This window comes from Bacteroidota bacterium (genome assembly GCA_036522515.1).
In the GTDB taxonomy this organism is placed as follows: domain Bacteria; phylum Bacteroidota; class Ignavibacteria; order UBA10030; family SZUA-254; genus VBOC01.
Map to the genome: position 1 here is coordinate 199,876 of DATDFQ010000043.1, position 12,316 is coordinate 212,191.

At 59.9% G+C, this 12,316-nt stretch carries 7 protein-coding genes; all 7 read right to left on the bottom strand.

Annotated elements, in window-relative coordinates; genetic code table 11:
- Positions 1-42: 42 nt before the first annotated feature.
- The 7 genes from VI215_07225 to VI215_07255 all read right to left on the bottom strand — a co-directional run bounded on the left by VI215_07225 (position 43) and on the right by VI215_07255 (position 12,184).
- Positions 43-3,201 carry a glycoside hydrolase gene (locus VI215_07225; GenBank protein ID HEY6192101.1) on the bottom strand — a complete coding sequence of 1,053 codons (3,159 nt, stop codon included), beginning with the start codon at positions 3,199-3,201 and terminating at the stop codon, positions 43-45.
- Positions 3,202-3,267: 66 nt separating this feature from the next.
- The gene (locus VI215_07230) at positions 3,268-3,672 is read right to left on the bottom strand and encodes a response regulator (protein ID HEY6192102.1); all 405 of its coding nucleotides are present in this window, start codon (positions 3,670-3,672) and stop codon (positions 3,268-3,270) included.
- A gap of 126 nt (positions 3,673-3,798) precedes the next feature.
- Positions 3,799-5,283: a TolC family protein gene (locus tag VI215_07235; GenBank protein ID HEY6192103.1), complete on the bottom strand. Its 1,485-nt coding sequence runs from the start codon at positions 5,281-5,283 to the stop codon at positions 3,799-3,801.
- A gap of 43 nt (positions 5,284-5,326) precedes the next feature.
- Positions 5,327-6,634: an ABC transporter permease gene (locus VI215_07240; GenBank protein ID HEY6192104.1), complete on the bottom strand. Its 1,308-nt coding sequence runs from the start codon at positions 6,632-6,634 to the stop codon at positions 5,327-5,329.
- Entirely contained in the window at positions 6,631-7,911 is a 1,281-nt protein-coding gene (locus VI215_07245; protein HEY6192105.1) for an efflux RND transporter periplasmic adaptor subunit, read from the bottom strand. Before VI215_07245 ends, VI215_07240 begins: the two co-directional genes overlap by 4 nt.
- Positions 7,912-8,075: 164 nt before the next feature.
- The gene (locus VI215_07250; protein HEY6192106.1) at positions 8,076-11,171 is read right to left on the bottom strand and encodes an efflux RND transporter permease subunit; all 3,096 of its coding nucleotides are present in this window, start codon (positions 11,169-11,171) and stop codon (positions 8,076-8,078) included.
- A 20-nt stretch (positions 11,172-11,191) separates the two neighbouring features.
- Positions 11,192-12,184: an efflux RND transporter periplasmic adaptor subunit gene (locus tag VI215_07255; GenBank protein HEY6192107.1), complete on the bottom strand. Its 993-nt coding sequence runs from the start codon at positions 12,182-12,184 to the stop codon at positions 11,192-11,194.
- Between the last annotated feature and the right edge of the window lie 132 nt (positions 12,185-12,316).

The following is a 12,316-nucleotide window of genomic DNA, read 5'->3' on the forward strand; positions in this document are numbered from 1 at the left end:
GAGGAATTCCAAACGGAATGGAAGACGCTGAATGGGCGGGCGTCACTCCGCCTTCAACGGAGCGACCCCGAGTTTGACAAGATGATTGTTCAGAACGGGAAGGTCCCCCTCCCTGACCGTCTCCCACCGTTGCAAGAGGCTCTCCACCACCTGCTTCTGGTCCCCCACTTCGGCGATCTGCGTTCTTGTCGCCGGCGCGTCGGCTCCCTGAAGGAGCATCATGAGATAGAGAAGCTTTGTCTTCACACCGCTGAACGTCTCGTCCGCGGCCCTCACCCCGCCCACGCTGAAATAGACGATATCCACACCGTCGGTGATTTCCGAGCCCTCGAGTTTGCCAAGCTTCTTCTCGAGGGAAGCGAGTGAGTCGTTCCATGCGGGGTTATTGATCGTGGCCGAGAGAGTGTGTATCTCGTCCCGGAGGTGATGGACCTGCTGGACCGCGTGGTGGACACGCTCGAGGCCCCTGTAGCACTCCATCGAGAGTGAGAATTGTTCCTCGAGCTTCACCGGCGGAGTGCCGGCGCGGGGATCCATTTTGATCGTGATCGGTTGGGTGTAGGTTTTCCCGCCCGTGCGGAGCTTCACCGTATAGGTGCCTGGCTGGACCCACGGTCCGTGGGGCTCCGGAGCGGTGTGACGGGGCGTCGCCGAGATCGGATACCACCTTCGGAACCCTGGCGGAGGCGCGAAGCGCAGATCCCATACGAATCGGTGCATCCCCGCTCCGGAAGAAAGGATCGCCGTACGCAGGAGCCAGTCGGTGGTGATCCGGAGGTCCTGTTCGTTGACGGAATCGGCACGATCGGTGCTTGAAAAGGTCCGAACCAGGTTTCCCCCCTGATCGACGATGTCGAGCCTCACGCTATCCGCGTCACGCTCAAGAAAATAGTCGACGAGCGCACCGTCCGGGGGATTTTCGCCCGTGGGTTCATCCGGAGGAAGCGGGGTGTCGGTGTTGAGGTTCCACCTCACCCTGAAGGCGGTCGCCGGCGCGAACAACTGAGTATGCACCGGACGGCCGCTCCGGTCAAGCTGTCGTAGCGGCGTAATATTGTCAAGGATCCAGAAGGAGCGCCCGTGAGTCCCCACCACGATGTCGTCATCGTAAATAACGAGATCCCGGATCGAGGTGGCAGGCATATTTTGACGGAGGGATCTCCAGTTGAGGCCGTCGTCGAACGACACATAGACAGCCCGCTCCGTCCCCGCGACAAGCAGTCCCGCCCGAACGGGGTCCTCACGGACCACGTTGACAGGCCCGTCGGCCGGGAGGCCCTTCACAATTTCGTTCCACGACTTTCCGCCGTCGTGTGTCCGGTAGATGTGCGGCCGCATGTCGTCGAGCCGGATCCGGTTGACCGCCATGTAGGCGGTCGCGGGATCGAAATGACCCCCCTCGATACCGGCGACTTTGCTCCACGGGGTCAGCGCCGGAGGCGTGACGTTCTTCCAGGACGAACCGCCGTCGGTGGTCAGGTGGACATAGCCGTCATCCGTTCCTGCCCAGAGGGTCCCTTCCTTCAGGGGCGACGGCGAGAGCGCATAGATGGTGCCGCGGCGGGGTTGAGTTGCCATTTCCGGAGTCCGGAAGATCCCGATGTTCGACGGAACTTCCGGAAGCTCCCTCGAAAGATCGGGGCTGACGATATCCCAGCTCTCCCCGCCGGTCGTGGTTTTGAAGACGACGTTCGCGGCGAAATAGAGTGTGTGCGGTTCGGCCGGCGAAAAAACGAGGGGCGCCGTGCGCAGCGTTCTGTACCTGCCCGAGCGGATCGCTTCGGGAGCGATGTTCTGCACCTGGCCCGTCGATTTCCTGAAGCGGGTGACTTTCCCGCCGTAGATGGTGTCCGGATGAAGGGGATCGGGAGCGACATAGGCCCACTCATCCGCGCCGACGGGATGCCAGTCGCGGAACGTGATCCTTCCGTCGTTTCCCCGGCTCGCGACCCCGGCGCTGCCGCTCTCCTGCTGCCCTCCGTAGACGGAGTAAGGGAACTGATGATCGGTGATGACATGGTAGAACTGGGCGGTCGGCTGGTTGTACCACGAGCTCCACGTTTTCCCACCATTGACCGTGACGACTGCTCCCTGGTCCGCCGCGAGAAGCATGATGTCCGGATTCAGCGGGTTGATCCAGATCGTGTGGTAATCATCCCCTCCGGGAGAACCCTTGATCGCGGTAAAGGTCGATCCTCCGTCAACGGAGCGATAGACTGAGGTGTTCGCGACGAAGATGACCTCCTTGTCCCGCGGATCGACCTGCACCTCCGCAAAATCGCTCCCCCGGCCGAACACTCGTTCCTCACTGTTGACCCTGATCCAGTGCTCGCCGCCATCCCCGGACCGGTAGACCCCGCCCCGGGAGGGCGACTCGACAATCGCGTAGAGACGCGACGGATCGGTCGGTGCGATGGCGAAGCCGATCCGCCCCAGGCCCTGTTCGGCGGTGGGCAGCCCCTGGGTAAGCGGCCTCCATGATGCGCCTCCATCGGTCGACTTGTACAGCCCGCTTGTTTTCCCCTCCCACCCTCCGTTTTCCCAGGGGCCCAGCCTCGACGACCAGAGGTCGGCGTAGATGATCGCGGGATTCCCGGGATCGAAGGCGAGAGCGATCGCTCCCGTGTTCTCATCCTTGTAAAGAATTTTTTCCCATTTCCCGCCGCCGTCAGTCGACCGGAAGACGCCCCGCTGCTCGTTCGGTCCGTACGGATGCCCGAGGACGGCGACAAACAGCCGGTTCGGATCGCGCGGATCCACAATCACGTCACCGATCTGCCGGGCATCGGCGAGCCCGAGATGCCTCCAGCTTGCGCCCCGGTCGGTGCTCTTGAACATTCCGTCCCCGACCGAGAGGTCAGGCCGCTGCAACCCCTCGCCGCTTCCGACATAGAGAACCGACGGATCCGACGGGGCGATTGCAATCGCCCCGATAGAGCCGGTGGGTTGGTCGTCGAAGATCGGGCTCCAGGTCTGGCCATAATCGTCGGTCCTCCAAACACCGCCGTTGTTGACTCCGATATAGAACACGTTCGGCTGGCCGGGAATGCCGGCGACGCCGACTGTTCGGCCCCCGCGATAGGGTCCGATCATCCTCCAGTGGAATTCGCGGAATAAATCACGCTCCTGTCCCGCGAGATTGCAGGCGAGTTCCAGCAGGAGGACCGTAAGAATCAGTAGGCGAAGGGTGCGACGAGTCAAAGAAGAGATCTCCTCAAAAGTTCCAGAGCGAATCAAGGGCCCGCAGGCGATCGTGGGGCGCGAAGGTCAGCCGTCTGCCGGAGGCGACGTTCCATTCTTCCCGGCTTTTCTATCGGACATCACAGTCGCGATCGCGGTCTCCAGGGATCGAGAATCGATCGGTTTCTCGAGGTAGGCGTCGCATCCGGACCTGATCGCGTGGTGTTCGGGAGAATCCTTCGTGTATCCGGTCATCGCGATGATCGGGATGTCGCGAAATTCCGGGTAGGTCTTCAATTTGCGGGTAAACGAGATTCCGCTCAACCCGGGCAGCCTGATATCCATCAGAATGAGATCGAGGTCCCCCTTTCTGATCATCTCGAAGGCCGGAAGAACGGCGCCGGTGGACTTGACCTGGTGCCCCATGGAATTCAAGAGCTTTTCCAGGAGCATGCGGCTCGCGGCATCGTCTTCGATGATAAGAATGTTCATGAACAGTTCCTCCTCTCCGTTGAGTTGATGGTCCCGCCCGATGCGGGGCGGCGGCCCGCGCTGAAATCCCCGAACCGCCCGGTTCCAGATAGTAAAAAATCCGGGACAAAGTCAAGCCGGTCCCGGCTATTCCAGGGGGGCCGGGAGGTCGACAGGCCTGTTTCCCTCGAAATCCCAGAGAGTCTTCCTTGTCAGGTCCGCCACCCCGAGCCGGTAATCGATGAGAGCCACCAGATTATTGAGCTTTGAGTTGGTCAATCGCTGTTGCGCCTGGGCGATATCATTGCTCGTGATGGTTCCGGAGCGGAACCGCTCGAGGCTGATCTCATAGCCCTTCTGGGCCACCTCGACGCTCTTCGCGAGCACCTCGATGCGGGATTCTGCGACCGATATCCGGGACAACAGATCGATAATTTCCTGCCTGATCTGCTGTTCGGTGTTCGCGTAGGTCAATTCCGCGCTCTTCATCTCCGCTTCCGCCGCCTCGACCTCGAGAGCATGGCGTCCCCAGTCGAACAGCGGGACCGACACCTGCAGCGCGACGCTCCGGTTTCTCCCGTAGTCCCGGAAGACCGATTCGAGCTGCGTGTCGCTCCGGTTCAGGCCGTAACTGGCGGTCAGATCGAGGCGCACTCTTCGGCGGGACGACGCGATGTCGACTTCCATACGGGAGATTTCCCGCGAGGTGAGGGCGTTCAATAACTCCGCCCGGTTCTCGGTCGCCTTGCGGATCGCCGTTTCCTGGTCGACCGCGATGGGCGTGAAGCGGAGGTCGGCTTTCAACGTAATCGCGCTTTCGAGGCGAAGGCCGAGGAGAAGTTTCAGCGCGTTCTTCGCTCGCGAGGCTTCGCGGCGGTTGTTCAACAGCTGGTTCTTGCTCATGACAAGGTCGACGTCGGACTGCAGGAATTCCACCTCCGGGATCAGGCCGGCGGCATACTTGCCCCTCGCGGTTTCATAGGACTCTTCATTCTGCTTGACCTGCTCCTGCGAGATCTGCTCCTCCTGGGAAGAGCGGTACGCGGCATAGAATGCGTCGGTGACACTGAACACGACGTCGAGCTGGTCCTTCCGGAAACTTGAAGAGGACTGGCTTTCGCGCAGCCGCGCCTGATCCCTGCCAATCCTCAGCGTGTTGGCGGAAAGGAGAGGCTGCTGGAGCTGAACCTGGAAATTACTAAAGTAGTCCTTCAGCTCGTCGGACGTGCCCGCGGACCCGGTGATCTGGTTCCGCTTGAAAAAATCCCCCGAGAGAGAGAGGGTCCCCCCGCTCAGCACGATCGGCTGGTTGACCGAGAGATCGCTCCTCAGGTAGGTCGTTTGGAGCTGATAGAACTCGTACCGCTGGGAAAGCGGGTTGAACTGGTTTGTCAGCGATTCGTTGTAATCGGGGAGCCGCAGGCTGAGGTCGACGGTCGTCCCGGTGATCAGGGATTGCGCCTCGAAGCTCTTTTTCGCCGAGACGTAGCGCTGGGTCGCGCTCTGCATCGCGTAGCTTTGATGGAACGCAAGAGCGATGCAGCCCTCGAGGGTCAGCTCGGCCGGTTCCTGGGCTCGCGCCGTCGCCGCCAGTGCCGAGGCGGCCAACAGTAGAAGACAGAGAGACTTCATGAAAATTCCTCCGGAGGGTGGATCGGGGACGGGAACAGTACCGTTACTCGTAACGAAGCGACTCAATCGGGTTCTGGAACGCCGCCTTCCGGGCCGGGTAGTATCCGAACGCAATCCCCACCCCCACCGACACGATGAAGGCCAGGGCGACGGCCGGCAGCGAAATGATCGTGCGCCACTCCGCATAGAGAGTGATGATCTCCGTGAGGGCGTATCCGACGACGATTCCCGCGAGGCCGCCCGCGACGCTGAGAACGATCGCCTCGGTGAGGAACTGCGCGAGTACGTCCGACCTCCGCGCTCCCATCGCGCGCCGGACCCCGATCTCCCGCGTCCGTTCGAGCACGGAGGCGAGCATGATATTCATGATTCCGATCCCCCCCACCAGTAGCGAGATCCCCGCAATCGCTCCCATGACCACATTGAAGATCCGCTGGGTTTTCTGGCTTTGGTCGACCAGGGCGTCGGGGACGATCACCTCGTAATCATCGATCCCGTAGTGCCGCCGCGCGAGGATATGGTTGATCACGGGAATCACCTCGTCGAGCGCTCGCTCACCCGCGACCTTCACCACCAGCTGGTCGAGCTGCTGCCGCGGAACGCGGGTGCTGCTCCCGCTCGTAAACCGGGCCCCGCCTCCGAAAAAGACGGCACTGCCGCCGGTCGAGCCCTTGAGTCTCTCCATTTTATATTGCGCCGTCGTAAGAGGAAGGTAGACGTCCATGTTCAGGTTCCGGAGCTGGAGGTTCTCGATCTTTTTGGTCTGGCTGAGCTGTTTCTCCATGACGCCGACGACGAGGAACCACTGGTTGTCGAGCTTGATCTGTTTGCCGAGCGGATCTTCGAAATGGAAGAGCTTGTCCTTGACGCCGTTCCCGATGACACACACATTGTCCTGCCGCTCCAGATTCGACCCGGCCAGGAAGACCCCCTCGTTGAGAGCATAATTGAACACGGGAAGGAATTCGGGTGTGGTGGCGATGATCTTGATGTCTTTCCGTTCGCTCCGGTACTGGGCGGCCACCGTCTTCTCCCATTGCGGAACGATGGACTCGATCATCGGACAGATCTCCCGGATCGCCTCTCCGTCCAGCATCGTAAGCCCGGGGGAGAAATTTGCCTTCGCCTTGGAGAAGCTTTGCTGCGTCGGATCCTTCGCCCGGATGATGACATTATTGACACCCATCAGGCGGATCTGCTCCAGCGCCTCGCGGCGGGCGCCCTCCCCGATCGAAAGCATTGCGATGACCGCCGCCACCCCGAAGATGATTCCGAGTGCGGTGAGGAGGGAGCGAAGCTTGTGAGTCAGGAGCCCGGTGAGGCCGACCTCGGCGCTCTCCCTGAAGTTCACAATTTGGTCTCCTTGGCCGCCGTTTCATTCCCCGCAGGCTCATCCTTGAGAGTGGGGTCGCGGAGCGTGACTTTTTCGTCCCCTTTCAAGCCCTTCAGGATCGTGACGAAGTTGCCGTTCCTGACCCCGGTTTCCACCTCCGCTTCCTTCGGACTCGAGCGGTCGCCCAGGTAGACGACGGTTTTCCCGTTCTTGGTGAAGACCGATTCGAGAGGAACGTACACCGCCCGGGGGATTGTCTCCACGACAACCTCGAGGCTGGTGGTCATTCCCGGCTTAAGGACCGGGTCGGACTCGCCGATGTCCACGACCACCTCGAACGTCTTGATACTCGACGAGCGGTCGATCTGCTGCCCGATGGTCCCCACCGAGGCGACGGTCCCGTGGAAGGAGCGGTCGGGGAACGCGTCGAGTTTGATGTTGACTTTCTGTCCCTTCTTCACCTTGCTGACATCGACCTCGTTCACATTCCCCGTCACCTGCATCTTCGAAAGGTCCGGAAGGCTGATGACGGACATCCCCGGCCAGATCTGATCGGAGATCGCGACCTTCTTGCTCGTCCTCCAGTTCATCTCGTAGACCACGAGCCCCGGCATCGGGGCCCGGAGCGTAAACATCCGGAGATCGTGCTTCGCCTTCTCGACGTCGGAGCGCGCCTTCGCAATCTGAACGTTCACCTTGTTGATCTCGGATTTGTTGATTTCCGTCTGCGTCATGAGTTTCAGTTTCACCTGCTCCACCGCGATGCTGTCCCGCTTGAGTTGCAGCTCCTTTTCCTTACGCTGCACCTCGGCTTCGAAGCGGACACGCTCGACGCTCAGCTTCGAAAGTTCGAACTGAAACTCGGCGTTCTTCTGTTCCGCCCCGAGCTGGTCCATGTTGGCCCGGTGATCCGCCTCGAACTTCGCGAGGTCGGAAAGGCTGATATTCAACTGCGATTGCTGGTCGTTCAGGAATTTCACGACGTTCGCGGTGTCAAGGCGCGCGATCACGTCCCCCTCCTTGACGGTCGTCCCCTCCGGGATCAGCCAGACGATCTGGAGGTCGCTTCCGTACCAGACGCCCGGACTGGAGAGCGTGACGGATTTTGCCGCCTTGATTTCGCCGCTGACCGTGATCGAGACGAGGAATTCCCCCGTTTTCACATCGGAGGTGGCAACGGCGGCTGATTTGGGAGAGAAGACCGCCGCGATGATCAGGAACAGCGGGAGGCCGATGAGGGGATAGAGGAACTTTTTCTCGCGAAGATGATGAAGCGAATTCACAGGGAACTTCATGGGGCATATCCTCCATGCCTAAAATGCACAACCCGACGGATCGTGGACTCTATCGTGCCGATGGGAAGAACGTCGCCGGGGGGAACGCTGATGGGTGGAATGTACCCATTCCCTCGAGGAGAGTCAAATTGTCGCCTTATCCGGGGCCGATCCTCCCGAAGGGCCTACACGAGCTCCGGCGATTTCGCGTGTTCTTCGACCGGCGCCTGGTCTTCTGCTCCTTCTGCGTTGGAAACTTTGGCGAATTTTGCCAGGAGCGTATAGACGACAGGCACGAGGACAAGCGTCAGGAAGGTCGAGAAGAAGAGCCCGCCGACGACGGCCAGGCCCAGCGGACGGCGCGACTCCGCACCGGCGCCGAGGCCGATCGCGATCGGAAGCACACCGAAGATCGTGGCAAAGGAGGTCATCAGAATCGGCCTGAGACGGATCGTCGAAGCCTCAATCACTGCGTCAACGGCTGATTTTCCCCCGGCGCGCAATTGATTCGAGAACTCGACAATCAGGATGGAGTTCTTTGTAACCAATCCGACCAGCATGATCAGGCCGATTTGTGAATAGATATTCAAACTCTGGCCGAAGAGAAAGAGAGTCAGAAGCGCTCCGAACACCGCCAACGGGACGGAAAGGAGGATGGTGAAGGGATGAACAAAACTCTCGAACTGGGCGGAGAGGACAAGATAAATGAAGACCACCGCGAGAAGGAACATGAGGTACAGGCCGGAGCTGGAGGACTTGAATTCCAGAGACTCTCCCGAGTATTCCCGTTTAATCGTGCCCGGGAGTTTCTCGCGCGCGATCCGGTCCAGGTCGTCGAGCCCCTCCCCGATGGTTTTGCCCGGGAGCAGGCTCGCGGTGATGGTTGCAGATCTGATGCGGTTGTAGTGGTTTAATTCCTTCGGTGCGAGGGTTTCATCCACCTTCACGACATTTGCGAGCTGCACCAACCCTCCCGCGCCGCGGATGTAGAGATCGTTTATGACGTCGGGTCTGGATCGCGCGGAGGCCTTCATTTGAAGTATCACGTCGTATTGCTTGGTCCCCCGCTTGAAATTCGTGACGACGCGTCCGCCCAGCAGAGTCTCCAGGGTGGAACCTATATCCGCAACGGATGCCCCAAGCCCGGAGGCGCGCTCGCGGTCGATATTCACATCCAACTGGGGCTTGTTGAGATGCAAATCAGTGTTCACATTCACCAGGTACCCGAGCTTTGACGCTTCCCCCATCATCACGCCGACAGCCTTGTTCAATTCGTCATAACTATCCGCCTGCAGCACATACTCTATCGGGGTCGAACTGAATGAAGCGGCGATGCTGGGTGGGTTTATGACAAACGCCAGGACTCCGGGGATGGAGATGAGTGCGGGAAAGAGCTCCTGGACTATTTGCTGCTGGGATTTTCCCCGTTCGTTTCGGGGTTTCAGGGGAAGGAAGAGAAATCCATTTGTCACGTTACCGGGCCCGCCAAATCCAAGCCCGATAGCAGTGAAGAGCGCACGATGCTCGGGAACGGCGAGCAGGCGACGCTCCACTTCCTTCATGTAACGATCGGTATATTCGAGTGTTGCTCCTTCCGGGGCGATAACGACTCCGAACGCGGCTCCGCGGTCCTCGGTCGGTACCAGCTCGCTGGGGAGCATCCTGAAGAGGAATAAACTCGCAACGACTGCAACCGCGGCGACAACCAGCATCATGCCCGGATGCCGGATCGCCCCCCTCAAGAGACGGTCGTAGACCCGGTTCAACCCTTCAAAAAATCTGTCGAACGAACGGGATGCCCATCCTGTACCCGTGCCGTGAAGAGGTTTCAGGAGTTTGGAGCTGAGCATCGGGGTAAGGGTCAACGCGACAAATCCGGAGATGAGCACCGCCACGGCAAGGGAAATGCCAAACTCGTTGAAGAGACGTCCGACCGAACCCGTCAGAAACGCGAGGGGCACGAAGACGGCAACGAGCGAAATGGTGGTCGCCACGACGGCAAATCCGATCTCATTGCTGCCGTCGAACGCCGCCTGCATACGGCTCTTCCCCAATTCCATATGGCGGTAAATGTTTTCGAGTACCACGATCGCATCGTCAACCACCAACCCGATCGCGAGCACCAGCGCCAGAAGGGTCAGAATATTGATCGTAAACCCCGCGAAGTATGCGACAGCGAGGGCGCCGATGATGGAGATGGGAATTGCCAGCGTCGGGATCGTGGTCGCCCTCAGACTCTTCAGGAATGTCAGCACGACAAGGACCACGAGACACAAGGCGATGCCGAGTGTCTGTTGCACTTCATCGATGGATTCATTGATGAAGGTGGATGAGTCGTAGGCAACGTCGAGTTGCATGCCATCCGGGAGGAGCTTTGCCAGTTCGGGCAGGGATGCCCGCACGGTCGCCGCAACATCCACCGTGCTCGCCTTCGACTGTTTGACGATCCCGAGGCCGACGGCCGATTTCCCGTTGTATCGGGCCACGGTTCGCTCGTCGGCGGCGCCGACCGTCACCTCAGCCACATCGCGCAACCGCACCAGGTCGTTTGCCTTCTGCGAAACGATGATCGCACCGAATTCCTCGGGTGTGGTAAGCTCTCCCCGGGTGCGGACTGCAAATTCCCGCTCATTCCCCTCCACTCTTCCCCCGGGGATTTCCGCGTTCTCTCCCCTGATCGCCGCTTCGACATCCTGGGTCGTGAGGCCGTGCGACGCCAATCTCAACGGATCCAGCCAAACGCGCATTGCATACCGCCGTTCACCCCCGATGATCACCGAACCGACTCCCGCAAACCGCTGGATTTTTTCCTTCAGAACGCGGTCCGCAACGTCGGTCAACTCCAGGCCGTTATGGGTGTCACTGAAGAGCGCCAGCCAGACGATGGCTTGCGCGTTGGCATCCACCTTCGAAATAATCGGGTCGTCGATTTCACGCGGAAGGTTGCCACGCACGCGCGAAACACGGTCGCGGACATCATTCGCGGCTTCATCCACCTTCCGGTTCAGCTCAAACTCAATTGTGATAACCGAACCCTGCTCCCGGCTTGAGGATGTCAGCGTCTTCACTCCTTCAAGCGTCGCGAACTGTTCCTCCAGCACGTTCGTAATTTGTGTCTCGACGACATTCGGGCTGGCTCCCCGGTAAAGGGTGACAACCGAGATAATAGGCGGATCGATGTCGGGGTATTCCCTGACAGGCAGGCGGATAAAACCGATGATGCCGAAGAGCAGGATCGTCACGCTCATGACGGTTGCGAACACCGGGCGTTGTATGGACATCGTGCTAAGTTTCATACAGTCTATCCCTGGCTTTTTGCGGGACTTGATTTGGAAGTGTCGGGACCGGCGGTGCTGACGGGCATGACCCTGGCCCCTTCGAACAGTTTCTGGTGGCCCGCCCGGACAACAGTCATCCCCGGTTTGAGCCCGTCGAGGACCTCCACCACGTTCGTGAGACGGGTCCCGAGCTTGAGGGCGACCCGGGCGACACTGCTATCGGACTTAACAACAAAAACGAACGATTGATCCCCGCTCCCGAAGACCGCTTCGCTCGGTATCGTCACTGCGCCGGGCCGCGAGCTCAGGACCACAGAGACGTTGGCGGACATGCCGGGTCGGAACTTTCTGCCGGGATTCGCGACCTCGGCCACAATCCGGGCGCTCCGAGTGCCTGCCTCGAGGACGGGTTCGACGACAATGATCTTCCCCTTTAAGGCGTACCCGGCGAAAGCGATCGTCGAAACGGTGACTTCGGCCCCGCGGGTTAGCGTCGAAACAAACCGTTCCGGAGAGGAAAAATTTATCCGGATCCGGTCAATATTTGCCAGGTCCGTGATCGTCTGACCGGCCCTCAGGAAGGTGCCTACGCTCACCTTGCGAGCTCCAATTATTCCGTCGAACGGTGCAGTGATCCTGGTCTTCGCAAATCTGGCCCTGGCAAGAGAGAGATTGGCCTCGGCGACTTTCAGGCTCGCCGCGGCATCGTCCAAATCCTGGGGTGCTCCCGCCTTTTGTTCGACCACCGCCTTAACACGGTCATAGCTCGCCTGGGCCTGCGATCGCAGTGCTTCGGCGCGGGATAGTTCCGCGGCAAGTTGAGCATCATCCAGACGGACAATCAGGCCTCCCTTCGCGATGACCTCGCCTTCATGAAACGGGATACTGAGCACGGCCCCGTCAATCTCGGAAACGACACTGATTGCTTCGCTGGCCTCGATCGTACCGACCGCTTCGAAGCGGTCCTCAACCTTCTGAACATTCACCGGAGACACCTCCACCGGCATTGGCGGCATGGAGAAGCCTCCGCCGGCACCGCCCTGCTTCGAGCACCCGGAAACCAGGAGCAAGAATGCGATTGAACAAATGGGAATATATAGCTTATAAATCATTAGGTTGGGCTTATTCATCTGATGGATTCTCATAAC

Coding starts and splice junctions, on each gene's coding strand:
- VI215_07230 (HEY6192102.1), bottom strand. CDS start 3,672: ATGAACATTCTTATCATCGAAGACGATGCCGCGAGCCGCATGCTCCTG.
- VI215_07235 (HEY6192103.1), bottom strand. CDS start 5,283: ATGAAGTCTCTCTGTCTTCTACTGTTGGCCGCCTCGGCACTGGCGGCG.
- VI215_07245 (HEY6192105.1), bottom strand. CDS start 7,911: ATGAAGTTCCCTGTGAATTCGCTTCATCATCTTCGCGAGAAAAAGTTC.
- VI215_07250 (HEY6192106.1), bottom strand. CDS start 11,171: ATGTCCATACAACGCCCGGTGTTCGCAACCGTCATGAGCGTGACGATC.
- VI215_07255 (HEY6192107.1), bottom strand. CDS start 12,184: ATGCCGCCAATGCCGGTGGAGGTGTCTCCGGTGAATGTTCAGAAGGTT.